This window comes from Thermosynechococcus sp. NK55a (assembly GCF_000505665.1).
GTDB lineage: Bacteria > Cyanobacteriota > Cyanobacteriia > Thermosynechococcales > Thermosynechococcaceae > Thermosynechococcus.
In genome coordinates this window covers 2,133,949-2,159,070 of record NC_023033.1, presented here as the reverse complement: position 1 = coordinate 2,159,070, position 25,122 = coordinate 2,133,949, and the positions used below count along the sequence as shown (strand labels likewise).

Below are 25,122 nucleotides of genomic sequence, written 5' to 3'. Positions count from 1 at the left end.
AGTGTTTCTCCCTAGGAGGTCGAGCAAATGGCGTTATTTATCATAGTGCCACTAGTAACAGCTTACGGGCGATCGCCCACCGCCAGATCCACCCAAGGACTCAGGGGGCCTTCCTGCTCCCGGCCATTGGCTGTCAAGTCACTGTGGCAAAGGAATAGGCGATCGCTCACCCGCGAACACAAATCCACCAGTAAATGCTCCAAACGTTCGGACTCCAATTGCCACACCCGCGCACTGGGGCTCGCCAACCCCTGCCGCAGAAACATTGGTGCCTGCCAGAGACATTGCAAGCCGCCATCCTGCCACCGTGGACTACCAGCATCTAACCAAAAATGCCAGCGATGGGCGAGTTGGGCGCTGCGATATTGAAACGTCGTCGCCAGTAAGACCCCTTGGGGCTGCCGCAGGGGAGGGGCAGGATCTGCGGTCAGAGTTCCCCGCCGCAGCAGGTAAATCCATTCCCGCAGCCGCTCAGCTGTTGGTGTGGCTTGCTGTTCTGGGAGATGATCATAAATTTGCCAGTAGGCGGCCGTGCCCTCAAGGAGCGATCGCAGGGGGGCCAATTCACCGGCTGTTAGGTTTTGCGGCCAGAGATAGCGCTGAATTGCCGCCTCTAGGAGATACACCGGCGGCTGGCTAGAATCTAGTGTACTCAGCCAATGTCGCAACTTCTCATAGGCTTCCGTGGCACGATAGCCAAAGCGATCCCAGTGGCTATAGTGGGTGTACGGTAGCAGTTCAGCTTGCTCCAGCCCCGGCTGAAAACAATAGTAAGAGAGCAGGCCTGCCCGCACGACGTCAATCTCTCGCGGCAGCAAAACCGTTAGCATCTCCGCAACCGCCGTTGCCTCTGGGATGATTCCTGTTCGTGGATAAACGAATAACAACAGCGTCAAAAGGGCACGTACGTGGGGGGATTGAATCAAGGGGCGTTGCTCATTCAGGATGACAAGGGGAACCCGTCGTTTTTCAAGTTCACTCCTGAGGACATAGCGGGCAATACTATCTAAGCCGGGGGCGAGAATGGCAATCTCTGTTGGCTGCACTACCCCCTGCTGCACGGCAGTAGCAATTGTCTCTACAACTTCCTGTAACAATTGCATCCGCGAGGTGGTTTGAATCGCAGTGATGTTTTCCGGCAGCGTCAATTGGGGAGTGCTCAGGCGTTCTTGAATGGCAACTCGTAAATCAGTTTTACCGAAAATCGTTTCTGGAAAGTGGCTTAACTCCGTCACCGTGGCTTGGTTTTGCAGCGGGAGAAAGGCATCAGGATCGGCGCCAAGACCAAGACGGACAGCGCTAATGGGTTGGTGGCTAAGGACAATCTTGATCCCCGGTTGGTTCAAGCGGGTGATCAAATCTGCCATCACTGCGGGATAGTTATGGGTGTTGTCGGCAAGAAGACACTGAAACCGCTGCTTCAAGGAGGCTTGGTAGCGGGGATGGTCAAGGAGAACGCGGCCAAATAAATCGGTGGTAATGCCATAGGTGAGAAGGCTGTGGGCAGTACACCACCTTTGCCACTGTTTTAGGGCGGTGACGATCGCCCCCACGGTTTCTGAAGGAATTTCAAGCTGATGATCCCAAATGAGTTGGGGTAGATCATCCAGACTCAGGCGGGCAAAGGCACAGAGTTGAAAAATATCGAGAAGGTGGCGAGTGGCGCGATCGGCGCCGCGGAGCTGTTCACGATTGTCACCCAGAACAGCAAAGGTGTTGTTCTGCAGCCAAGGCTGCCACAGCCGCTGTGCCCACATCAACTCTGTTTCGGGTTTGAGATGTAAAGGGAGGTGAGGAGCAACGGCATTGGCCTCGACCAGCAGCGGCCAAAAAAGTTCCACCTCCTCCTGCATGAAGCCCATTGGCGTGGCGATATAGGGCCTATAGCCACTGCCCAACTGCGCCTGAATTTCCGTTTCGATGGCTTGGCGGCCTTCCATTGTATCCGTCAAAAAGAGGAGCGATCGCTCGCGGGGAATCACTGGGCTGTCCTGTTGAACCCACTGGGCAAATTCCCTCACCAGTGCATAGGTTTTGCCGCTGCGACTACCGCCACTGATCCAGTGTAACACTGCCAACAAAGTCTGCAAAGTTAATTTGCTACGATTTTATCTATCCTATCGATTTACTGCTTTTGCGGCAGCCATTGAGAAGAACAGGAATGTCCAGCAATCCCTTTGTTCGCCTTAGAAACTGGATCAAGCATGCACAACAGTGGTATCTCACAACTCCTAACCGGGCCCTACAGGAAGCCTATGAAGCCGCTCTGAAAATTCGCGCCATTGAACTGGAACACTTTGACGGTCAACCCATTAGTCCCCTCAATCTGCCCGTGGGCGAAGTCTCTAGCTATTTCGAGACAGAGCTAAAACAACTGCTGAAAACCATTCGTATGCGGATGGCAGAGTTTCGGGCAAGCCGTCAAATTTTGCCCCTTGCTCCCCCCCAAAGCCCCCCCACTCCTGTCAACGATAGGGTCAATGGTGCAACGGAAACCTATACAGTGACGGCTACCGTCAGTGACACGACGGCGGAACCCAGCGTTTATGAAAAGCTGCGGGTCATTGATGCCACCCTCAATCGCTATAAACGGCAGCGGGAAAAGGAACTCAATGCCCTAGCCCGTCCTAGCCTCAGTCGCCAAGACCCCCAACAACGCCAGCAGGCAGCCGCCCTCGACAAAATTGAGGAGGATTCTCTTTATCTCTCGGAATATATTAGTGATGATCTCACCAGTGATTCCAAGCTGGATAGCAGCAGCTTTATTCCCCGCTCGATTTTGCGCACCGCCGATCGCTTTCGCCGCGAACTCAATTCCGATGAAGCCACTGAAGCTGAAGTCGTTCGTGATTTTCGCACCTCAAAGTTGCGTACCCGCCTGGCGGTTCGTTTTATGCTGTTGCTCGTGATTTTGCCCCTGTTGACTCAGCAAATTTCCAAGGCGCTCATCGTCAGCCCCCTTGTTAACCACTTTAAGGCGGTGGGGCAAATTGAACGGATTATTAACTCCCAACTGGAGGACAACATCCTTGATGAACTAGCCCGCTTTGAGAACAAAATTCGCTTTGAAAGCCTTGTGAGTAATGTGCCGATTTCCTCAGAGGAGATCCAAAACCGCATCCGCGAAAAGGCGATCGAGCTCTCCACAGAATATCAAAAGGAACTGATTGAACCCCTGAAAAACATCCTCTCCGACGCCTTGGGTTTTGCGGTCTTCTTGGGACTGGTGTTTACAGGTCAACGGCAACTGGCCATTGTCAAGGCCTTTTTGGATGAGGTGGTCTATGGCCTCAGTGACAGCGCCAAGGCCTTTGTGATTATTCTATTTACGGATGTCTTTGTCGGATTCCACTCTCCCCACGGCTGGGAGGTGCTGGTGAATAATACCCTCGAGCACTTTGGCTTTCCTCGCAATGAGGACTTTATCAATATGTTCATCGCCACCTTTCCAGTGATGCTGGATACAGTGTTTAAGTATTGGATTTTCCGTTATCTCAACCAGATTTCCCCTTCGGCAGTGGCCACCTACAAGAATATGAACGAGTAGTTAGGAGCGCATCACTGGCGGGGGAATGGGACAGATCGCGCCCTTTAGGGGTTGTGGGGGCGATCGCCAGTCGGATAGGAGGCCTTGTAATTCCTGTTTAAGAATGTGTAACTGGTAGCCAATTTCTCCTCTAACTTTTCCTTGATGGGGTCACAGGGAATCTCACCGCGATCGTCTACCTCAAGAAAGGCCTTGATCTCCCTCAGAGTAAAACCAAGGGACTGGACAGTTTAATAAAGCTCAGGCGAGCAAAGAAACGATAGCCACCACGGGTTCTGCCAACGGCAACAGCTCTAACTCCTCATAGTAGCGAATCCTCTTGACGGTGACACTGCTGCTGTATTCATGGCAGTTCTGCCAAGATCAGCGAGTAAGAGATTTTAGAAAGGAGGAGCTTCTCTCCCGAATTTTCTGCTATCGAGAGGCCAGAGACTACTTTCAGAAATTTAGGAATCTGCGCTATAATGACAAAGCTACGCGGATGTGGCGGAATTGGTATACGCGCACGTTTGAGGGGCGTGTGGCTTTGCCTTGCGAGTTCGAGTCTCGCCATCCGCATTGGGTTTTCCCCAAAAGAGCATCTAGGAGGGGGGCGATCGCCCCCGTGGCATTGCCAATCCAGGCCACAGTGAAGGCAAGGTCTCTAAAGGGAAAGCTCGCCATCGGCAGCATTTTGGCGATACAGTGATCAAAGAGCAGGAGACAAAAAAATCAATCCGCCCAGAAGACTTTTTCCTGCCTGGTTATGGATGCATGTCCTTGAGCGAGTCCACCACTGACTGTCTGCACCTTTCGGGAATGCGTTACTACGGCTATACGGGCGCTCTCCCAGAGGAACAAATTCTTGGCCAGTGGTTTGAGATTGATATTAGACTTTGGTTTGATATGGCACCCGCCGCCGCCAGCGATCGCTTGGAGGACACCCTTGACTATCGCCCTCTTTTGCAAGCCATTGAGCAGTTAATGCAGCAGCAGCGCTTTCAGTTAATCGAGACCCTAGCGGCAGCCATTATCAGCCTTTGCCTTGCACCGCCCCAAGTGCAGCGGGCTGCTGTGCGTGTGACAAAGCTCGCCCCGCCCGTGCCCAACTTTACGGGTCAAATTAGCGTCGAAATGGTACGCCCCCATGCCGAATCGCCTTAGCCAGTGCCAAAGTCTCTATCTGCGCAAGCACGCCGAAAACCCCATTGACTGGTGGCCGTGGTGTGATGAAGCCCTGGCCAAAGCCGCTGCGGAGGATCGGGTGATTTTTCTCTCGATTGGCTATTCCAGTTGCCACTGGTGCACTGTGATGGAGGGGGAAGCCTTCTCGGATCTGGAGATTGCCGCCTATCTCAATGCCTATTTCCTGCCGATTAAGGTGGATCGCGAGGAGCGGCCCGATATTGACAGCATCTATATGCAGGCGTTGCAACTGATGACGGGTCAAGGGGGCTGGCCGCTGAATATCTTTCTTACCCCTCAGGATCGCCGTCCCTTTTATGGGGGAACCTACTTTCCGGTGCAGCCGCGCTATGGCCGCCCGGGGTTTTTGCAGGTGTTGCAGGCGGTGCGTCGCTTCTATGACCAAGAAAAAGAGAAGCTCACTGCTCACCAGGCCACCCTGTGGCAGTATCTGGCACCCCCCACCGAGACGGGAAAGGCCGTCCCCCTGACTGAAGAACTGCTAAGGGCAGGGATTGATCAAGTGACGCCGATTTTGCGCGATCGCCCCCAAGGCACCTGCTTCCCCATGATGCCCTATGCCCAAATGCTCCTACAGGGGCTGGCTTTAAGTCCGAATCCCCCAGAACTGTTGCACCTGTGTCGGCGGCGGGGACACCACCTCTTGCAGGGGGGCATCTATGACCACGTTGGCGGTGGTTGGCATCGCTACACCGTGGATCCCCAGTGGACAGTGCCCCACTTTGAAAAAATGCTCTACGACAATGGCCAGATTGTGACCTACTTAGCGCGGCTGTGGCAGCAGGGCGATCGCTTTCCCCAGATTCCCGCTGCAATTGCCCAAACAATTCAATGGCTGGATCGCGAAATGACCGCCCCTGAGGGGTACTTCTATGCAGCTCAGGATGCTGATAGCTTTGTCAATGCCAATGACCCCGAACCCGAGGAGGGCGCCTTTTATTGCTGGCAGTACGCGGAGCTAGAGCAGACCCTCACCCCAACGGAATTGAGACAACTGCAAGCCCACTTTGACCTCTCTGCCAGTGGCAACTTCGAGGGCAAGATTGTGCTCAAGCAAGTGCGCCCTCCAGAGGATCCTCAGGCGCTGGGGCCGATTCTGCGCAAACTCTTTGCCCGCCGCTATGGTGCCGATACGCCCATGGATCAGCCCTTTCCCGTGGCCACTGATAACGCAACTGCCAAAGGGCGGGCTTGGCCAGGACGAATTCCCCCTGTCACCGATACAAAAATGATTTTGGCTTGGAATAGCCTGATGATTACTGGCTTAGCGACGGCAGCCCAAGTCTGGAGAGAGCACACCTACTGGCAGCGAGCAGCTAAAGCGGCTCAATGGCTCCACGATCATCAGTATCAACAGAGCAAACTCTATCGCCTCAATTATGGGGGCACCGTGGCGGAGGTAGCTCAGGCCGAGGATTATGCCTACTGGATCCAAGCTCTCCTTGCCCTGCATCAAGCCAGTTTAGCCGTGGGGGAGGCGGCGCAGCCGTGGTTGGCGTTGGCCACCCAGTATCAAACCCTGTTTGATCAGGAATTGGGGGCAAAGGATGGGGGCTACTACAATGCCCCAGAGCGAGCTGATTTGATTGTGCGCCAGCGGGAAGGTCTAGATAATGCCACACCTTCTGCCAATGGGGTGGCGATCGCCAACTTGGTTCAACTCTTTTTGCTCACAGAAAATCCTACCTACCTCGAACAGGCAGAAAAGGGACTGCGCTTTTTTAGCCAATTCATGCGGGAGGCCCCCCAAAGCTGTCCCAGCTTATTGGCAGCATTACAGTGGTATCTTCACCCTGTCTGTGTCCAACTTCGTTCTGATCAGGCAGCCTCCCTCTGGGATCGCTATTTACCAACCGCCGTGCTCAAAGTTCGCGATGACCTAGAGCCTATGGCCTTGGTCTGTGAAGGCTGGCGCTGCCGTGAACCGGCGCTGACCGCCGCTCAACTCGAACAACAACTAGATAGTCTATTTCCGGTAGTCACCGATGAGTGAATCCTTACGGCACACCCCTCTCTATCCCCTGCATCAGGAAGCACGGTTTACCACCTTTGGCAACTGGGAAATGCCCCTGCACTACAGTAGCATTTTGCAGGAACACCAAGCGGTGCGGCAGCAGGTAGGGATGTTTGATATTTCCCATATGGGCAAGTTTGTGTTGCGGGGCGATGGGGTGGTAGCCGCGCTGCAAAACTTGGTGCCCACAAATCTGAGCCAGGTCCAGCCCGGTCAAGCCAAGTATACGGTTCTTCTCAATGCCGCCGGGGGGATTGTGGATGATCTCATTCTCTACATTGACGAGGGTCAAGTGCGCTGTATTGTCAATGCAGCCACAACCTCTAAGGATTGGGATTGGTTTCAAACGCATTTACCGGCCGGTATTGAGCTAATCGATGAGTCGGCGACCCAGGTGCTGATTGCTCTTCAAGGGCCGGCGGCAACGGCAACGCTGTCTCCCCTGTGCGATCGCCCCCTAGGGGCAATCAAGGCCTATCGCCATACTCAAGTCAACCTACTGGGACAGCCCGCTTGGATCGCACGCACCGGCTACACGGGCGAAGATGGTTGGGAAATGCTTGTCCCGGCCGAAGTGGGACAACAGTTGTGGCAAACCCTGTTGGCGGCAGGTGTTACTCCCTGTGGGTTGGGGGCGCGGGATACGCTGCGGCTGGAGGCAGCCATGCTCCTCTACGGCCAGGATATGGATGAGCAAACCACCCCCCTAGAGGCGGGTCTCGATGGGTTAATTGATTGGCAAAAGCCCGATTTTGTGGGTCGTGCTGCCCTTTTAGCGCAAAAGCAGCGGGGCATTGAGCGGCAATTGGTGGGGTTAGAACTACTGGGCAAAGGCATTGCTCGCCACAGCTACCCAATCTATGCAGGAGCCCAGGCTGTGGGGGAGGTTACCAGTGGCACCCTATCGCCCACGTTGGGGAAGGCGATCGCCCTTGGCTATGTCTTTCCAGAGTTTGCCCACATAGGTCGTGAACTGGCGGTGCAGGTGCGCGATCGCTGGGTGCCAGCAGTGGTGGTGCCTCGCCCCTTTTATCGCCGGTCGCGGTCAACCGCTAAAATTTAATCTATCCATGCTGAAACGTCATTCATACTGGAATCATGCTGGAAACTTGCCCACGCTGTGGCGCCCGTTTAGGGAAACCCTTATCCTCTGGCCGCCAAGTGTGTAGCGCCTGCGGCTGGAGTACGGTTGTGGTTGAGCGATCGTCTCCAGCACCGCCAACGGGATTACCGCTGCTGTTGAATCAGATGGGGCGGTTGATCAAGCGTTTTTTCCAGTATTTGGGGGTGCAACTGCAGCTATGGTGGCGATCGCTGACCTGCCGTTCTCAGCAGCAACAACCTCGCCGGAATCTATGGGAGAGCTTGGTGAGAAAACTGCAACACCTTGAAGAGAAAATTCCCAGCGGTGATCCCAACATAGAGTGGCTGACTCCCGAAGAGGCATTTCAACTCCTAGGGGGAGACCTAAACAATCCCCACTCCAAGGTGAGCAGCCTCGATGGCAAACGGCGGATTGGCTTATCTGCTTTTCGGCGACTGGTGAATACTGCCGAGTATGCGGATTTTGGTTTCCAGTATTCCAGCGATCGCCACGTCAAAAATTTACCCTATCTACGCCCTCTGTCTCGTCAACCCTAGGGCGATCGCAAGCTGAGAATGATTTGCCACTCCGATTCAGTAACCGGTTGGACCGAAAGACGGCAGCCCTTTTGCAGCAGCAGCATCCCTTCAAGGCCACGGGTTTGCCGCAGTTCCGGCAGCGTAATTGGGGGCAAAAAGTCACGGCGATATTGGATATCCACCATAAACCAGCGGGGATTGTCAGGGGTGCTTTTGGGGTCAAAGTAGCGACTGTCAGGGTTCCAAGCAAAGTGATCGGGATAGGCGGGCCTGACAACTTCAGCAATGCCCATGATTGCCGGTGGGTTGGCATTACTGTGGTAGAAAAGCACGCGATCGCCCACTTGCATACAATCGCGCATCAAATTGCGAGCTTGGTAGTTGCGTACCCCTTCCCAACAGGTGGTTTGTTGTGGAGCCGCCTTCAAATCCTCCCAGGAAAAAACGCTTGGTTCCGACTTCAGTAACCAAATGCCTGCCATCAAAGAGTCTCTAACTGGAGGTTTAGCGGTCTGTTGTGCCCAAACTACAGCGTAGCAAATCCGCTACCGTCCCACAGTAGGGAGTTAGCCCCAAGGCTTGAGGATTGAGCACCGTTTCGTAGGTAAAGTTGCGGTAGTTCAAGCAGAAATAATCCCAAGGGGACATCTGCACCCGAAAGACCCGCACAAGGAAGTTGATCACTGGCAAGGTCAAGGGGATTTGGCCATAGATGCGGAGCTTGGCAGCGGCACACAACTGCGCCAGCATCTCATTGACGGTCATTGGCGGGTTACCCAGAGCCACGCGGCGGGGTACTGGATACTCCGGATGCTGCAATAGGTAAAGAACCACTTGGGCAATATCGCGGGCATGGATAAAGTGAAAACTGGCATCGGCGCGGAAAAAGCGAGCCAGCCACAACCACTTGAGGACTTCCCCCATGCCTGCGGTGATAAAGGAAGGACGCTTGCCATCGGGGCCACCGCCAAAAACCATCGTTGGAAAAAGTTCAATCAGGCGATCGGCCACAGGCAACTCCTCAATGGCATGAAGACAGGCATACTTTGAGCGAATATAGTCAGTGCCTAGGGTACCTGCCTCCGGCAGCGGTTGCATCTGATGATTGAGAATACTGGCTGTTGAAAAATAAAATACCCGCTGGCAGCGCTGTGGATCCAGTTGCCTGAGAAGCTGGCAGGTTTGCTCGTAGTTAATGGCAAAGACATTGCTCCCCCCCCAGGCGGTTGCCGTCAGGATGGCCACATCAAAGGTGGGTAGCAGCGGTTCCAATGGCGTTAGATCCATCAGATCTGCCTGAACCAGATTCACCCCCGATCGCTGGCAAGGATCAATATGTAGGCGTGAAGAATCCCGCACCAGCAAAAACAATTCATGATCCGTCTGTTGGATCAGGGCCTCAGAAATGTATTGACCAATGCAGCCAGTGGCACCTGTGATTAGAATTCGCATTAGGCGAGGGACTTCACCAAGTCAAAGAGAAAGGCCACATTTTCCTCAGGGGTACCTTGAAGAACGCCGTGGCCAAGGTTAAAGATATATTTTCCCTTGCGACCCGCCTCAATTATGGCCAAAGACCGCTCTTTGAGTACTGGCTGCGGGGCAAAGAGGATCACAGGGTCTAAATTTCCCTGCAGACCAACACGAGGGGGGAACTGCTGACGAATGGTGCCAATATCAACAGTCCAGTCGAGGCTGACAATGTCTACTCCCGTTGCTGCCATGCGATCCACAATTGCGGCACTGCCATTGATGTAGAGGATGATGGGCACATCGGGGTAGACCGCTTTGACCTGCTGGATCACCCGCTTTTGGTAGGGAAACGCAAAGGTGTTGTAGTCCTGACGGCTGAGTTGACCTGCCCAGGAATCAAAAAGTTGCACCACTTGGGCGCCGCAGTCAATTTGATAGCAGAGGTAGTCAGCAATGGCCGTGGCCAAATGGTTCAGAAATTTGTGGAGCAGGTCTGGCTCGTGGTAGGCCATGGCTTTAATTTGGATGTAGTCCTTGGAGCTTTTGCCCTCAATGGCATAGGCCGCAAGGGTCCAGGGGGCACCGGCAAACCCCAGTACTGCGGCGCGATCGCCAACTTCTTGGCGCAGTGTGGCCAGAATTGGACGAATAAAAGGACAGGCCGCCTCCGGCTCCAAGGGATGGAGTTGTTGCACCTGCTCTAGGGTGCGGATGGGCGGGTCAATCATTGGCCCTTTACTTTCAACAATGTCAAAGGGAATGCCGATGCCGGGTAAGGGCGTGAGAATATCCGAAAAGAGAATCACACCATCAGGCGCAAAGGCGCGGAAAGGCTGGAGCGATATCTCAATGGCGAGTTCCGGAATTTCCGATCGCTCGCGAAACGAGGGATAGCGATCGCGCAGGTCACGATAGACCTTCATGTAGCGCCCAGCTTGCCGCATCAACCAAATGGGAGGACGCTCAACGCTTTCACCACGGGCAGCACGCAAAAGTAAAGGGGTGGTCATCCTAAAACTGAGAATATCCAAGGGTTTTCAATCCCTCTGCCGGGATCGCTCAGCAACGCCCATGAAGACTTGCCGGCGATTGTCAGAGTTTAACCTTACAATCATACCCTAGGGGGCGATCGCACACCAGTGCTACCTCCTTGTTGTTAAATTGATCCTATGAACGATCAATTACTTGAACAGTTTGTAGAGCTGATTCGTTGCCAAACTGGCATCAGCATTCGCCCCCAAGACAAACCCTACCTAAGCCGTAAGCTCCTGAATCGCTGTCGTGCTCTCAATTATCAGCATCCCAGCGAGTATCTCGCCCTCTTAGCCAAGCCCCAGTTCACCCATAGTCAACAGGAATGGAAACAATTAGCAGATCTCATTACCACCGGTGAGAGCTATTTTTTTCGAGATCAAGGTCAGATCAAACTCTTGCGGGAACGTTTACTGCCCGATCTAATTGCCCGTCATCAGCAGGATCGGACATTGCGGCTTGTCAGTGCTGGCTGTTCCACAGGGGAGGAGGTTTATTCCTTAGCTATTTTACTTAAGGAACTCCTGCCAAATCCCACTGACTGGCAATTAAGCATTGTCGGATATGACCTCAGTCAAGCGGCAATCTCCAAAGCGCAGGCAGGCATCTATGGTCATTGGTCTTTTCGGGGAATAGATCCGAGCCTGCAAGCTCGGTACTTTCGGGAGACTGGTCGAGGGTGGAAAGTGATACCTTCCCTACGTCAATGGGTACGTTTCCGCTGCCTTAACCTGCTGAATGTTGCAGAGTATGATCTACCCCCTGGCAGCGTGGATCTGATTGTCTGCCGCAATGTCCTTATCTACTTGGACAGTGCTGCTATTCAGCAGATCCTGGGGGCTTTTGTCTCACTATTGCGCGCTGATGGCTATTTGCTCACCGGACACACAGAACTGCAAGGACAGGACCTCGGCCCGCTGCAAGTCCTGAGTTTTCCAGAGTCAGTCGTTTATCAATTAAGTCGCCATCCACTGAGTCACCCTAACACTCCATCCATGCCACCCCCTATTCCCGTCCTATCCCTTGAGGAGCAAACAAGGATTGCCCTCAGGGAACGCAACTACAACCATGCTCTGATTTTGGCACAACAGTGGCAGCAGTCTCAGCCCAACAATGAAGAGTGTCTGTTATTGATGGCGCAAATCCACGCCGATCAAGGCCGTTACACCAAGGCGATCGCCCTTGGGCAACAACTCCTCTCCCTCAACCCCCAAAACATTCCTGCGCTCTTTCTCCTTGCTCATATTGCCCAGGAGCAACAGGATAAAACAGCCGCCAAAGAGTATCTACGGCGGATTCTCTTCCTGAGTCCAAATACAGTAGAGGCCTATGTTGAACTCATTGAACTCCACCTTAGTGAGCAAGAGCTTGATCCTGTTGCCCCTCTCCTAGCAACAGTGGAAACGCTGCTTCAGAAGCAGCCAGAGGATCAGATCGTTCCTTTTCGCCAAGGGGTTACGGTAGCACTGCTGCGTCATTACCTGAGACAGATTACCGCCATATCTATCCCACGAGCCTAGGAGTGTGGTGAAATTCCTCGCATTAACCTAGTTTTAATCTCAAGAGCGGAAGTCAGAAAAACTCAGTAAAGACAAGAAGTACAAAGTAATGATGAATGTAACTTTCAATACACTCACCTCATGAATACTTGCCTTAAGATTGACCTAGCCAAATCAATCTGCTAATCAGCTATTCTGAGCAGCAGGGTGGGGGACTAAATTTTTACTTCTGACAAGTATCCATTGTGTTCACAAGGAGGGGCCATGCAGGCTTTTGAAAATATGACTGTCTACCGGCCTAGTGAGTCTTTAGAGGCTGTCCTACCCTTACCAAAGCTGCTAGAAACAATTAAATTCCAGGAATTTACTGGTATTTTGAAGGTAGCAGCAACGATCCCAGAAATACAACGTCAATTAGTGTATTATCTTGGCTGCTACCAGGGCGGATTGACCTTTGTAGAGGCTCATCTTCCTAGCCCTGCCGACCTCCTACACCTGTTAGGGAAAATGCTCAAGGTGGCCTTTATGGACACCCTGATTGAGTATGCCCGTAGTCGCACAAAAAATGCCTCCCATCGCTCTCATTTAGAAGCAGTCATCAGGATACAAGCACTGAGTTGGGAGAGTATTGAAAAAAAATGATTCAACGCTCAACGGTGCTTTTAGAACGCTTGGCTCCCTACAGTTGCTCTGTCCAGTTGCAAACGGACGCCAGTTGTGATCTATGCTACGGCGATGATGGTCATGGAATTGACCCAGAAGTCATTTTACAGCAGATTGAGAGTCGCAAATATCTTTGGCAACAGTTTTATCCGACCATTCCTTCCCTAGAAGCCATCCCTTGCGTGCATGCAGGGGCCTTAGATGCAATCCACCACGAAGCTACCCTGCATCATCTCAAGACTTGGGTCACGGGTGACAGAACTATTGCTGACATTGCTGAGGGAACTTACAAAGACTCTTTAGCTTTAGCATCCCTCTATATGCACTGGGTTAAGGATGGTCTGCTAGGATTTGTGACCACAGCGGCCACTTGTGTCAAGTCGCCTGTTGTTTTAACGGTGGACGACAGTCCGATTGTACAGGCCATGATTCGCCGTGCCCTTAGCGATCGCTATGAAGTCATCAGTGCTACAAATGCGCTAGATGCCCTCTCTTTATTAGATGATCACGATGTTTCCCTGATTATCTTAGATGTGACCATGCCAGAAATGGATGGCTTTGATTTTTGCCGCACAATTCGCAAAATTGAGAAGTTTAAGCACATTCCAGTTATCATGCTGACAGCTAAGGATGGCCTCATTGACCGCGCCAGGGGGCACATGGCTGGTACCAATGCCTATCTCACGAAGCCTGTAGACCGCGAATTGCTCCTCAGTACAATTGAGAAACTTATTTAACTACCATGCCATGGACTATTTGCAACTAACAACTGCTGGGTTAAAGTGCCTGCTCCCCTTATCCACAGTTGAGGAAATTTTTAGTCTCCCAGAACTTACGGTTATCCCAGAGGCACCTAACGATATTCTTGGAGTCCTCAACCTGCGGGGGGATCTCATTCCCATCATGCATCTAAGCTGTCGCCTAGGGATCACGCCACCTCAGTGTCGAGAGACTGACGTTGTAATTGTGCTGAGAGCAACGGGGTTACGCGTGGGGGTGGTTGTTCATCAAGTGGAAGATGTAATTTTAGGGAGCACTGTTGAACTGCGCCAAGAGCCTGACTACGGTCATCCTGGTCTCCTCAATACTGCGTTTGTAGCAGGCCTCGCTCAAGTGGCTGAGGAGGTGTTGATTTTAATCAATGTTGACACCCTCATTCGCGCACCAGTGGAGGTGGCAAGACTCACATCCGAAGGAATTTCAGCAGAACTAGAACACTATCCCAGCTACGACTTCTACGACCGCTATTGGCCAACGGCAACCTTGGTTCAGCGAGCACTCCTGCGGCAACGGCAACAGGCTCTATGTCACCAGGTAGCATTCCAAGAGCCTCTAGGGGGAACATTGACGGCAGTGGTCTTTGCACTGGAGGGAGAACAGTTTGCCATTCCACTGGGGGAGATTCAGCAATTTATTGAAGTTAACCATCTTGTTCCAGCCCCAAAAGCACCAAGCTTCATTGCCGGCCATGTCTCTCTTCAGAATGAAGTTATTTCCCTACTCGATCTGCGAGAGCTACTGCGGCTACCCCAATCACCCGCCCCCCTCAAGAAAGCAGTAGTCCTCAAAGTGAATTCTATGTTGCTAGGGGTTTTAGTGAATGATGTACAGGGAATCATCAGCTATCTCTCCCAGGAGGTTAAGTTAAGCTCTTTTTTGGCAGTTCATGACAGCGGCTATGTTGGTTCTATCATTGAAGAGGGGCGAGTTATCAAATTGCTCAATATCAATCAATTAGTAAACAAATTAATTGTCCCAACCAAGGTGGCTTAGAAAGTAAAATGGACCTATAGTCATACTTGATCTCTTCCTAGTTTTTATGAGGGTTAATCATGCGTATTCGCTATCGATTTTATTTCCTGATTGGCGGCATTGCCCTGTTGAGCTTATCCGCCTTGGGCGCCTATGTCTTTACCTTTAACCGTGCTAAGGACGATTTCCTTATTATTAACGAGGCAGGTCGCGTACGTGGTGGCACCCAACGAATTGTGAAACTGCGCCTTGGAGACAGTAATATCAATGAACTTATTGCTTCCAATGATCGCCGAATTAATGCTTTGATCAATGGTGATGTGGAAATGGGAATTCCCCCTGCCAAAGATCCAGAATTCCGCAACTTAATGCTGCAATTGCAATCGCAGTGGCAAAAGCTCAAAGAGCAGCTCCAGCAGCCCAAAGTGAATGTTGATCGCTTGGTTAAAGACAGTGAGGATTTCTTTAAGCTGAGCGATGACACTGTTAAGGCCGCCGAAATGGCTGCTAAAAGATCAAGTAATTTCGTTCAAGTTGCTGAGATTATCTTTTTTATTGTGCAAATTCTGTTCATTGTTATTGTTATTTTCACTGTCAAGGGTACCCTTGCTCTGCTTTCACGGATATCCACCCAAATTGCGACCTCTTCCAGTCAAACTGCTGCGGCAGTTGACGAACAGGAAAAGGTGCTTGCCCAACAGGCTGCTTCAGTGAATCAGACCACCACTACCATGGAAGAATTGGGCGCTTCCTCTCGCCAATCGACAGAGCAAGCTCAGGCCTCAGCAGCAGGCGCCAAGCAGGCAATGGAGCTGGCTAACTATGGCAAAGAAACGGTTCAGCAAACAGTCAATGGGATTAATACCCTTAGGGATAATGTCCTGATGATCGCTGAGAAGATCATGCAACTGAGTGAGCAAATGACTCAAGTCACTGCCATTTCTGAACTGGTTAGCGACCTTGCCAACCAGACCAATATTCTTGCTTTGAATGCAGCAGTGGAAGCAGCACGAGCGGGTGAACAGGGCAAGGGGTTTTCTGTGGTAGCTCAAGAAGTTCGCAAACTGGCGGATCAAAGCAAAAAATCAGCCGAGAAAATCACCAACCTGATTCGTGAAGTGCAAGCAGCCATGAACAGTACAGTCATGGTCACCGATGAAGGCATGAAGGCCAGTAATGAGTGTGCTAAATTGGCACAGAGCACTTCGGAAACCTTCACGACAATTACCAGTGCCGTTGAGGCAGTGCATTTAAACAGCCAACAAATTGCCCTCAGTTCCAAACAGCAGGCTGTGGGAGTGCAACAGGTAATTTCGGCGATGAATGCCATCAATCTAGCTGCGCAGGAAACCTCTGCGAGTATGTCCCAAATTAAGACAGCAACCCACCAGCTATTGGAAGCTGCACAAACTTTGCAAAACTCAGTCTAGGGGTTGTGTACATCCATGTACATTGAAGATAGTGAGTTGCGATCGCTCTATCAAATCGCCAGTGCCGACCATCTGCAAGCTATTGAGTCTGCAATTCTTGCCCTTGAAACCAATCCCCACGATCGCTCTCTCCTTGAAACTCTCATGCGGGAAGCCCACTCCCTCAAGGGCGACTCGCGAATGCTAGGGGTCACTGAGGCCGAAACCCTGGTTCACCATCTAGAGGAGATTTTTAGCCACTGGCGGCAGGGCAATTTGGAACCTAGCCCGCATCTGTTTGAAGTTCTCTACCGTGGTCTGGATGCAGTCAAAAAAATTGCCCATGAAGCAGTCACTGGAGAGCCAGCCAATGTCAGTACTTTTCATATTGCGGCTGACCTGATGCAAGTTTTACATAGTGACACTACCCTAGGAACCCCAGAGCCCAGTGCTTCCTCACTAAGCCCCTCAAGAAGTGACGACGATCTCGATGCACTGCTGGCCGCCTATGAAACGTTCCAAGAGGTTCCACTTCCTTCCACTCTAGAGGAAGAAGCTGTTGACCCCAAAACTCCTGCTACCGCTGACGATCGCTATCAGATTGAAAGCGTGCGGGTAGCAAGTCACAAGCTAGATGCCCTAATGACGACTATTGGTGACTTGAGTCTCACCCAGCAGCGGATTGCTCGCCAACGGGAACTCATTGCTGAAGCCCTCAGTTACTGGGAGCAAGTTCAGGCACATGCCCTTGACAGTCAACGCCTGCTGCAGCCCTATCCGGAACTCTTTGCTTTGCGGCAGCGCTACGATCACTTGCGGCAACAACTAGATACCCTAGGCAAATGCCTGCAACAATTGCAAGCTCGTGCTAACGTTGATGATGCTCACCTCACTGCTGTGGTGGGTGGCCTCAAACATGAGATTCAAAACCTCCAATTTTTACCCTTGAGCACAATTTTTAATCTACTCCCCCGCGCCGTGCGGGATATTGCCAAGGAACAAAACAAGCAGGTGCGGTTAATTATTGAGGGTGCCGAAATCACAGTAGATCGGCGGATTCTTGAGGGGATGAAAGACCCCTTGACCCACTTGGTGCGCAATGCCCTTGATCACGGAATTGAGTCTCCCGCTGAACGGCAGCAACGGGGGAAACCTGCCGAAGGAACCCTAAGGATTCGTGGCCGTAGCCAGGGCAATGAAGTGGTCATTGAAGTCATTGATGATGGTCGTGGCCTTGATCGATCGGCTATCCGGGAAGCAGCGCTAAAACGGGGACTTTATACAGAAGCAGAATTAGCAGCGATGAGCCCCGCTGAGATTGAGGCACTAATTTTTACTCCGGGTTTTTCCACCCGACAGCAGGTCAGTACTCTCTCGGGACGCGGGGTCGGTCTAGATGTGGTGCGCACCAATGTGGAGGAACTCAATGGTAGCCTTGAAGTTCAATCGACACCGGGACAAGGTTGCCGTTTCCAAATAACACTGCAAGCCAATCGGGGGACAATGACCATCTTGGTGGTACGGTTGCAGAAGTATTTCTATGGCTTACCCATTGACGCGATCGTCACCAGCTTACTCGTACGACAAGAGGAGTTCTTGTCAGAGGTCAGTGAACCTACCCTGCTGTGGGAAAATCATCCTGTGCCCATTGCTTGGTTGGCGGCTCTCTTGGGACAACAGACACCACCCCAACGTCCTCCCTATCCCTGTGTGATTTTGCAGCAGGGCAATCGCTATCGCGGCCTCATTGTTGACGAAATTGTGGATTTTCAAAATGTGCAGCTTAAACCCCACCATCCTCTGCTGCAACAGCTCCCCCACCTCTTGGGCGTCACCCTTCTTGACAACGGTGAACTTTGTCACCTATTGCGCCCCATTGCCTTGGTGCACACCTTTGCTGATGCCCAGACGAGTCGGGTTTTCCAGCCGGTTACCAAGCCTCGCATCCTCTTGGTTGAAGACTCCTTACCTATTCGTACCCAACTGCGGCGCATTTTAGAGCGGGCGGGCTATGAGGTCGCCACCGCCGTTGATGGTGCCGATGGTTTTCAACAATTGCGCACAGGTCACTTTCAGGCGGTGGTCTCGGATGTAGAAATGCCGCAGCAAAACGGTATTGAAATGACCCGGCGAATTCGCCAACTCCCTGAGTATAAAACCCTGCCGATTATCCTTGTTACAACCTTAGCAGGAGCGAGCGATCGCCAGCGTGCTCTTGCCGCGGGTGCCAATGCTTACCTGACCAAAGGTAATTTTGACCAAAGTCTACTACTCGATACCCTTAAGGAACTGATTCATGAGCAAAATTGAAAAAATTAAAGTGGTTTTGATTGAAGACTCGGCAGTTGCCCTCGAGATTTTGCAACGACTCATCAGCTCCTCGGAACAAATAGAGGTCGTGGGAACCGCTATGGATGGCGCTGCAGGACTCGAAGTTATTGAACGTACCCAGCCCGATGTCATCTGTACTGATCTGCAAATGCCGGGCATGGACGGCCTAGAATTTACCAGAGAAGTCATGAAGCGATTTCCTCGTCCCGTACTAGTGATTAGTAACGCCGTACAACCCACGGATGTGGATAATATCTATAACCTGATGCAGGCGGGTGCCCTTGATTTCTTTCCCAAGCCCACTGCTGGTTCAGCAGAAGATTATGAGCGCCTCAAGAGTACTTTAATTACTAAGATTCGGGTTCTCGCCAGCAAAAAAGTAGGCTAATCCAAGAGGGGTTTTAAGAATAGCCATGCTAGCTATTAAACTGTGTTAGGATTGAGTGTGATTTAGTTGCTCAAAAGTAGTGGAGTTAACAATAGACACTCAAACCAGGCTAAAAGAGCCACTCAATAGCCTTCCCTTCCCACTGTTTCTTGATTACCGCCAGAGGGGTGAGGGTGACTCGCTCAAAAGTAGGGTGCTGTGGAATGGCTAGAGCCACTGTTCTTCCTAGCGAGAACTCTCCTATTGTCTTCAAATTGGGCGAAGTCAACCCGATGTCACTTTTGCGGATTTAGAAATGGCAGGAAGACAGGGCTTTAAATTTATTGAGGCCATCCAATAATCCAATAGTGGTTTTCGCATCCAATTCTTATGATCAGTGTTAGCAGTTCTCCAACTGTTCTGGATTTCTTCCGAGACTGGAGACACTCAGATGCTCACCCGCAGCAAAGCTCCCAAGATTGCGACCCCATGAGAATGTGTAAAGTCTACTTCAATGACTATTCGGGTGTTTTTAGTTGAAGACTCACCAATTGCCCTGAGTACTCTTAAGCAACTGTTGCAATCTGCATCGGATATTCAGGTTGTTGGGGTAGCCACCAACGGCAAAGAGGCCCTCATTGCAATTCCATCCTGCCAACCGGATGTTGTCTGCACGGATCTGTACATGAAAGAAATAGATGGGTTAGAGCTAACCCGTCAACTTATGGCGCGTTACCCGCGTCCTATTTTAGTGATCACCGTAGCTACAGCCGAGGAAGAAACGGTCTTTGAGCTGCTGCAAGCAGGTGCAATTGATGTGTTTCCCAAGCCGAGTAGCGGTCTGCTAGCCGATTACGATCGCGCCCAACTGCTGAATAAGATTCGAGTACTTGCAGGAGTGAAAGTGTTTACCCGCTCCCTACGTCCTACCCTTAGTTCTCCAAGTGTTGCAGCGCCACCCCTGCCAAAGGGGCACTCATCATTAAACCTAGCTATTGTTGGAATTGGTGCTTCGACAGGGGGCCCTCAAGCGATCGCCAAGGTCTTGCAGTCGTTGCCTGCAACCTTCCCTCTACCCATTGTCTGTACCCAGCACATTAGTCCTGGCTTTCTCAGCCGTCTGATATGTTGGCTATCCCAAGAAACCAAACTGCAGGTTACTGTGGCAACTGCCGGTGAAACGCCCCAACCTGGAACCGTGTATTTTGCACCAGATCATTTGAGTTTAGAAATTGATTGCCGAGGCAAGTTTTGCCTGATACCCGCTTCTGCCAACGAAAGATATTGTCCCTCTGTCAATGTAATGTTTCGCTCCCTAGCAGCTTACTATGGCGATGCTGTTATTGGGGTGTTGCTCACGGGAATGGGAGATGATGGCGCAGCGGGGATGCAAGCAATTGCCAAGGTTGGCGGAATCACCATTGCCCAAGATGAAGCCACCAGTGTGATTTTTGGTATGCCCAAGGAGGCTATTGCCCTTGGGAGTGTGCAGCATGTTTTGCCCATTGACCGCATAGGCGCCTTTTTACAGGCGCTGGTAAATCCCTAATTAGCGCAAGAAGTTGGGATAAATCCGCAGTCGTCGGTTTGGCTCCTCACCAAAGCTACAGGAAGTCAAGTGGTAGTGCTCAACCAGCTCATGCTGCATCCGTCGAATATTCGCCGATCGCGGGAGTAGCTCCACGACTTGCCCCTTGGGAATAACAATTTCTTCCACGGCTAAGCGCGCCTCCTCAAGGGCTTCCAATTCATCATCACTGCCCGTTGGACTAAAGAGGGAGAGATCCGCTGACTCTGCTGGGCTGGGGTCTTCAATGCCAAGCAAATGCCGTAGCCCTCGGACAATTTGCGCCATACTGTTGGTTTTGATGGCATGGATGGGTAGATGGTGAATATGGGCCAAGTGCCGCAGCTTGCTTTCCCCCTTGAGGTGGGAGCGCAGCGTCAAAATCACATCCGCCTGATCAATGTCCTTCGTGACCACAATGGGCAGGTTTAGGGTCTGAATTGCTTGCTCTAAATGGTGGCGGCTGACGGCGTAGGGAAAAACGTGGAGGGGGAGCTCTTCCCCATTCGGACCGACCGTGGGGGCATCCAATGTCGCTTCCAGCAACCGGGCAAAATTCGCTCGCAGAGGTTCTTTACTGCCATCAGTGACCGGTAGCATCTGGCCACTGTCCCGCCAGGAGGGACGCTGAGGCGCAGATTTGACCTCCGATCGCTGGGGGGCAGGTTCAGGGCGACTAATCACCACTGAGCCATCGGCAGCAACGCTGCGAATTTCCGGAACTGGTTGGCGCCCCCGCAACAGGAGATCCACACTGGCAGCCACATCGAGATGAATGGCCCAGCGATCGCGCTCTAGCATTTCCACAGCTATTTGAAAGGTGGGTGGAGCTTTGCGTTCAAGAACACTCTTTTGGGTGCCCCGGCGGCGCGCTTCCTCATCCCCAAGGGTGACCGATTGAATGCCCCCCACTAAATCCGCGAGGGTCGGGTTTTTCATCAGGTTCTCAATTTGGTTGCCGTGGGCCGTACCAATCAGTTGTACGCCTCGCTCAGCAATTGTGCGTGCCGCTAGCGCCTCTAGTTCTGTGCCAATCTCATCAATAACAATCACTTGGGGCATGTGGTTTTCCACCGCCTCAATCATCACCTGATGCTGAAGTTCTGGGCGTGCCACCTGCATCCGCCGTGCCTTGCCAATGGCCGGATGGGGAATATCACCGTCGCCAGCAATTTCATTGGAGGTGTCAATAATCACCACCCGCTTGTGCAACTCATCCGCCAAAACGCGGGCAATTTCCCGTAGAGCGGTGGTTTTACCGACCCCCGGCCGCCCCAGGAGCAAAATGGACTGGCCACTTTCAACCAAGTCGCGAATCATGCCAATCGTGCCAAAGACGGCTCGCCCCACCCGGCAGGTCAAGCCAATAATCGTTCCTTGGCGATTGCGCAGGGCACTAATACGGTGCAGCGTACGCTCAATCCCAGCGCGATTGTCACCACTAAACTCGCCCACCCGATCCACGGCATATTGCAACATCTCACGGCTGACGGGCGTCGCGGCAAGATATTGGGTGCTGTGGATAAACCGCGCTTCCGGCAGTCGCCCCAAATCTAGAACAATTTCTAGGAGTTCTTCCCGCTGCGGATGATCGGTGAGGGACTGTCCAAGGGGCGGCGGTAGGATGGCTAATAATTGATCGAGATCGTCAGTGACTTGGCGTTGTCCAGCAGTCAATTCAACCATAGGGCACAGAGAGTGACGGGACAGATTTCAACGGAGAAACAAGGGTAGCTGCTTCAGCGACAGCCGCTGCAAGGACGTCAGGAACAGTTTGCCAGGGTTGGTCGGCGATCGCGTGGAAAGGGGCAAGGCGTTTGCGGGCATAACTACCATAGGCAACACCAGCAATTCCCCCTGGAGCTAATAGTCCCATTGCCCTGAGTTTAGCAACCGTATGGCCATTTGTGCCGCCCGCCAACTGTACAAATCCGGGTAAATTTGCCCCTAAAATCGCCTGACCCAATTGAATGGTGGCTCGCGTTGTGCCATCGCCAATATCGCCACTCATAGGGCGGCCATCGGCCTGCCAAATGAGAGCACACTCCAAAGGTTGAATCTGCCTATTGATCCAATGCAAATAGTCAATTATCCCCTCCCCTTGGGGACAACTGATGGCCAGTACCTGCACATACCGTACCCACGGGCGCACTTGCTGCCAAAGCTCGCTAAAGGCACTGTAACGTTGGGGTTGGGTGTGGATTTCGAGGGCTTGGATCGTGCCAGCCCTAATCAGGGACGTGATGTCCTCAAAGACTGCGGGTTGCTCATCGGTGGTAATCAGGCCCAGCGGGCACAGGGGTAAACAGCGACCACACCCATAGCAGCGATCGCGCACCACCCCTTGCACCTGTTCATTAAAACGAATCGCCTCAGCAGGACAAATGCGTTCACAGGGGCGATCGCACCCTGGCGGGCAGCGACTTGGATCAAATGTGGCCTTCCGAAAATGGGGGTCAGTCCCATCGTTAATACTCACCATCAGTAGGGGGCGGGTTGCACCAAGGCTGGCGGCAACGGCCAAGGCCTCATTGGCTGCGTAAATCACGGCAGGGTCGGCGGCCACATCGATACAATCAGCCCCTGCAAGTGCATAGGCCAACGTCAGGTTATAAATTTGGGCAACATCTTGGAAACTGGCACCGTTGATGAGTTTGAACCAACGATGTGCCGCTAAAGCCGCTAGGGGGGCAGCAAAATCAACCATGAGTATATTTTATGCATTTTCAAGATTCAGCGTCATCGTGACGCATCATCTGTTGTAGGGCTTGGAGGCCTTTTTTAATCTGCCGAGAGACTGTGACCGCACTGAGGCCCAAAAGTTCAGCGGTTTCTTTTTGACTCAAATCATGCAAAAAGACAAATTCCAGAATTTGACAGGTGCGGGCTTCCAGTTTACGCAGACACTGCTGCAGACGAATCCGATCTTCCTCGGCCAGCTGAAAACTTTGGTACCGTTGATCGGGCACGACGTCACCGAGGGCAACGGCCTCTTCCTCACCCTCAAAGGTAGGGGCATCGAGGCTAACAGGGGTGGTGTAGTAGCTGGCAAATTTTGCCTCCTGCCATTCCTCAAGGGGGACATTGAGGGCCTGGGCAATTTCGCTATCGGTGGGGGGGCGCTCCAGTTGTTGGCGTAATTCCCGAATGACTCGCTTTCCTTGGCTTTGCAATGTTTGCCAACGTCGGGGCACGCGAATTTGGGGACTTTTGTCCCGCAGGTAGTGTTGAATTTCACCGCGAATATAGGGAATCGCGAAGGAACTAAAGGCCACCCCCTTAGTTGGGTCAAAGCGTTCAATGGCGTGAATGAGACCAAGGGTGCCCACTTGCATGAGATCGTCAAAGCTTTCTTGGGTGCACTGTACCCAGCGATGGACTTCCTTGCGTACCAATCCTATGTTCAACTCAACAAGGCGATTCCGCAATTCCGGTGCAGGGTTATCTTGGTATGCCTGCAACAGCGAAAGGGTGGAATGCTTTAGGTCGGTGTTGCCTGTCGTGCTGAACATAGAACACACGCTTGGGGTTTCCTACTGTGGCCAAAAAAATAAGCAGATCCAGGTGTGCCTTACTGGCTTGATGGGGTTGGATAGCAATCGCGCCTCTGTACAGCTTCCTTGATTTCACTATCCCATACCTACTATGCTCAGATATCCCTCATTTCCCTGTGATCTCAACCACAGATAAGGTTAAATTTTGCTAAATGTTGTTCTTTAGGTTTGCAGACTACCGAGGGCGATCGCACCCCACAACGCAGCTCCCAAGCCAATCCGATACCAGATAAAGATCCAAGTGGAATGGCGTTGCAGGAACCGTAGCAGCCAAGCGATCGCCAGATAGGAAAACACCATACTCGATAGCATGGCAATCACAAGGGGAATGAAGAGGGTGCCTTGATCAAAAACATCTTTGGCTTGCACCAGTGTGGCGATCGTCAGAGTGGGAATGCCCAACAGAAAGGAAAAGCGCGCCGCCGTCTGCCGCTCTAGTCCCAAAGCTAAAGCCGCAGTCAACGTGGAGCCTGAGCGTGAAGCCCCCGGTAACAGGGCAATCATCTGGCCGCACCCCACTAAAAAGCCATCCAAAATGCCAATGTCCTGATACGTGCGTTTACGGGAACCCCACTTTTCCGCTAGGCCCAGGAGAATCGCCATGGCGATCGCCATCGTGGCAATGACCTGAGGCTGATCCAACTCCACTTTGGCCAATTTCAGAAGCAGTCCTGCCGCTAATGCAGGGATGGTGCCTACCGCAATACCAACCAATAACTTCCATTCCTCTCGCTGCCAATCCCGCCGCTGCCATGCCTGCCAAGCCCCTTGGACAATTTGACGAATATCCTGCCAAAAATACCCAAAAACTGCGATCACACTTCCAAACTGCATCGCATCTAGGGCCGTTTTGTGCCAGACACTCTTCCACCCCAACAGATCACTAAAGAGAATCAGGTGAGCGGTACTGCTAATGGGTAAAAACTCTGTAATGCCTTGCACCAAGCCGAGGATGACTGCTTGTAGACAAAGAATAATATCCACGTTTCTGCCTTACCTTTGCAACCCCACTATCTTGCCATGAGTCGGCAAATAGTCTATGCTCACCAAGATTTTGTAATAGATTGTAGAAACAGTCTTCTTAAACGCAGCAGCACTGTTTTGCC

22 protein-coding genes and 1 tRNA gene are annotated in these 25,122 nt (G+C 52.1%); 14 read left to right on the top strand and 9 right to left on the bottom strand.

What is annotated here, in order from left to right:
- Positions 1–62 precede the first annotated feature (62 nt).
- The gene (locus NK55_RS10475) at positions 63–2,078 is read right to left on the bottom strand and encodes a recombinase family protein (protein ID WP_162147189.1); all 2,016 of its coding nucleotides are present in this window, start codon (positions 2,076–2,078) and stop codon (positions 63–65) included.
- An 83-nt stretch (positions 2,079–2,161) separates the two neighbouring features.
- Here NK55_RS10475 and pxcA point away from each other — a divergent pair, with 83 nt between their 5' ends.
- A complete protein-coding gene (pxcA, locus tag NK55_RS10470) occupies positions 2,162–3,547 on the top strand; it encodes a proton extrusion protein PcxA (RefSeq protein ID WP_024125675.1) in 1,386 nt (461 codons plus the stop codon).
- A gap of 44 nt (positions 3,548–3,591) precedes the next feature.
- On the opposite strand, the gene NK55_RS14325 is transcribed toward pxcA, so the two are convergent.
- The gene (locus tag NK55_RS14325) at positions 3,592–3,744 is read right to left on the bottom strand and encodes a hypothetical protein (protein WP_255325350.1); all 153 of its coding nucleotides are present in this window, start codon (positions 3,742–3,744) and stop codon (positions 3,592–3,594) included.
- Between the two features lie 280 nt (positions 3,745–4,024).
- Between NK55_RS14325 and NK55_RS10465 the strand changes: the two genes are divergently transcribed.
- The 5 genes from NK55_RS10465 (at position 4,025) to NK55_RS10445 (ending at position 8,387) form a co-directional block, all read left to right on the top strand.
- Positions 4,025–4,105: transfer RNA gene (locus NK55_RS10465), tRNA-Leu, on the top strand.
- A 195-nt stretch (positions 4,106–4,300) separates the two neighbouring features.
- On the top strand, positions 4,301–4,690 hold the full coding sequence (gene folB / locus NK55_RS10460) for a dihydroneopterin aldolase (protein ID WP_024125674.1): 390 nt from the start codon (positions 4,301–4,303) through the stop codon (positions 4,688–4,690).
- Positions 4,674–6,725: a thioredoxin domain-containing protein gene (locus NK55_RS10455; RefSeq protein ID WP_024125673.1), complete on the top strand. Its 2,052-nt coding sequence runs from the start codon at positions 4,674–4,676 to the stop codon at positions 6,723–6,725. The genes folB and NK55_RS10455 overlap by 17 nt, the downstream gene beginning before the upstream one ends.
- Positions 6,718–7,809 carry a glycine cleavage system aminomethyltransferase GcvT gene (gene gcvT / locus NK55_RS10450; protein ID WP_024125672.1) on the top strand — a complete coding sequence of 364 codons (1,092 nt, stop codon included), beginning with the start codon at positions 6,718–6,720 and terminating at the stop codon, positions 7,807–7,809. Before NK55_RS10455 ends, gcvT begins: the two co-directional genes overlap by 8 nt.
- A gap of 35 nt (positions 7,810–7,844) precedes the next feature.
- Positions 7,845–8,387: a hypothetical protein gene (locus NK55_RS10445; protein ID WP_024125671.1), complete on the top strand. Its 543-nt coding sequence runs from the start codon at positions 7,845–7,847 to the stop codon at positions 8,385–8,387.
- Here NK55_RS10445 and NK55_RS10440 read toward each other — a convergent pair.
- Genes NK55_RS10440 through hemE form a run of 3 tightly spaced genes read right to left on the bottom strand, consistent with a single transcriptional unit; the run spans position 8,384 to position 10,852 of the window.
- Positions 8,384–8,851: an EVE domain-containing protein gene (locus NK55_RS10440; RefSeq protein ID WP_024125670.1), complete on the bottom strand. Its 468-nt coding sequence runs from the start codon at positions 8,849–8,851 to the stop codon at positions 8,384–8,386. The genes NK55_RS10445 and NK55_RS10440 overlap by 4 nt on opposite strands.
- Before the next feature lie 22 nt (positions 8,852–8,873).
- Positions 8,874–9,821, bottom strand: coding sequence for an NAD(P)-dependent oxidoreductase (locus tag NK55_RS10435; protein ID WP_024125669.1), 948 nt, complete (start codon positions 9,819–9,821; stop codon positions 8,874–8,876).
- Complete coding sequence (gene hemE / locus NK55_RS10430; RefSeq protein WP_041429255.1) at positions 9,821–10,852, bottom strand: uroporphyrinogen decarboxylase; 1,032 nt, start codon at positions 10,850–10,852, stop codon at positions 9,821–9,823. The genes NK55_RS10435 and hemE overlap by 1 nt, the downstream gene beginning before the upstream one ends.
- Positions 10,853–11,011: 159 nt before the next feature.
- Here hemE and NK55_RS12535 point away from each other — a divergent pair, with 159 nt between their 5' ends.
- The 8 genes from NK55_RS12535 (at position 11,012) to cheB (ending at position 20,444) form a co-directional block, all read left to right on the top strand.
- Entirely contained in the window at positions 11,012–12,394 is a 1,383-nt protein-coding gene (locus tag NK55_RS12535) for a CheR family methyltransferase (protein WP_024125667.1), read from the top strand.
- 243 nt (positions 12,395–12,637) lie between these two features.
- Positions 12,638–13,015, top strand: coding sequence for a hypothetical protein (locus NK55_RS10420; RefSeq protein ID WP_041429254.1), 378 nt, complete (start codon positions 12,638–12,640; stop codon positions 13,013–13,015).
- On the top strand, positions 13,012–13,773 hold the full coding sequence (locus tag NK55_RS12795) for a response regulator (RefSeq protein WP_071823309.1): 762 nt from the start codon (positions 13,012–13,014) through the stop codon (positions 13,771–13,773). Before NK55_RS10420 ends, NK55_RS12795 begins: the two co-directional genes overlap by 4 nt.
- Positions 13,757–14,809, top strand: coding sequence for a chemotaxis protein CheW (locus NK55_RS10410; RefSeq protein WP_162147188.1), 1,053 nt, complete (start codon positions 13,757–13,759; stop codon positions 14,807–14,809). The genes NK55_RS12795 and NK55_RS10410 overlap by 17 nt, the downstream gene beginning before the upstream one ends.
- Positions 14,810–14,868: 59 nt before the next feature.
- Positions 14,869–16,218 (top strand): methyl-accepting chemotaxis protein, encoded by a 1,350-nt coding sequence (locus NK55_RS10405; protein WP_024125665.1) that lies wholly within the window; start codon positions 14,869–14,871, stop codon positions 16,216–16,218.
- Positions 16,219–16,233: 15 nt separating this feature from the next.
- Positions 16,234–18,507, top strand: a complete 2,274-nt coding sequence (locus NK55_RS10400; RefSeq protein ID WP_024125664.1) for a response regulator — start codon at positions 16,234–16,236, stop codon at positions 18,505–18,507.
- A complete protein-coding gene (locus NK55_RS10395; RefSeq protein ID WP_024125663.1) occupies positions 18,494–18,916 on the top strand; it encodes a response regulator in 423 nt (140 codons plus the stop codon). Before NK55_RS10400 ends, NK55_RS10395 begins: the two co-directional genes overlap by 14 nt.
- A 493-nt stretch (positions 18,917–19,409) precedes the next feature.
- Positions 19,410–20,444: a chemotaxis-specific protein-glutamate methyltransferase CheB gene (gene cheB / locus NK55_RS10390; RefSeq protein WP_024125662.1), complete on the top strand. Its 1,035-nt coding sequence runs from the start codon at positions 19,410–19,412 to the stop codon at positions 20,442–20,444.
- Here cheB and NK55_RS10385 read toward each other — a convergent pair whose 3' ends face one another.
- From NK55_RS10385 to NK55_RS10370, 4 genes are all read right to left on the bottom strand, one after another.
- Positions 20,445–22,148: a R3H domain-containing nucleic acid-binding protein gene (locus NK55_RS10385; protein ID WP_024125661.1), complete on the bottom strand. Its 1,704-nt coding sequence runs from the start codon at positions 22,146–22,148 to the stop codon at positions 20,445–20,447.
- Positions 22,141–23,169 (bottom strand): circadian clock protein LdpA, encoded by a 1,029-nt coding sequence (gene ldpA, locus NK55_RS10380; protein WP_024125660.1) that lies wholly within the window; start codon positions 23,167–23,169, stop codon positions 22,141–22,143. The genes NK55_RS10385 and ldpA overlap by 8 nt, the downstream gene beginning before the upstream one ends.
- 19 nt (positions 23,170–23,188) lie before the next feature.
- Positions 23,189–23,974: an RNA polymerase sigma factor SigF gene (locus NK55_RS10375; RefSeq protein ID WP_041429251.1), complete on the bottom strand. Its 786-nt coding sequence runs from the start codon at positions 23,972–23,974 to the stop codon at positions 23,189–23,191.
- Positions 23,975–24,178: 204 nt separating this feature from the next.
- Positions 24,179–25,000, bottom strand: coding sequence for an undecaprenyl-diphosphate phosphatase (locus tag NK55_RS10370; RefSeq protein WP_024125658.1), 822 nt, complete (start codon positions 24,998–25,000; stop codon positions 24,179–24,181).
- Between the last annotated feature and the right edge of the window lie 122 nt (positions 25,001–25,122).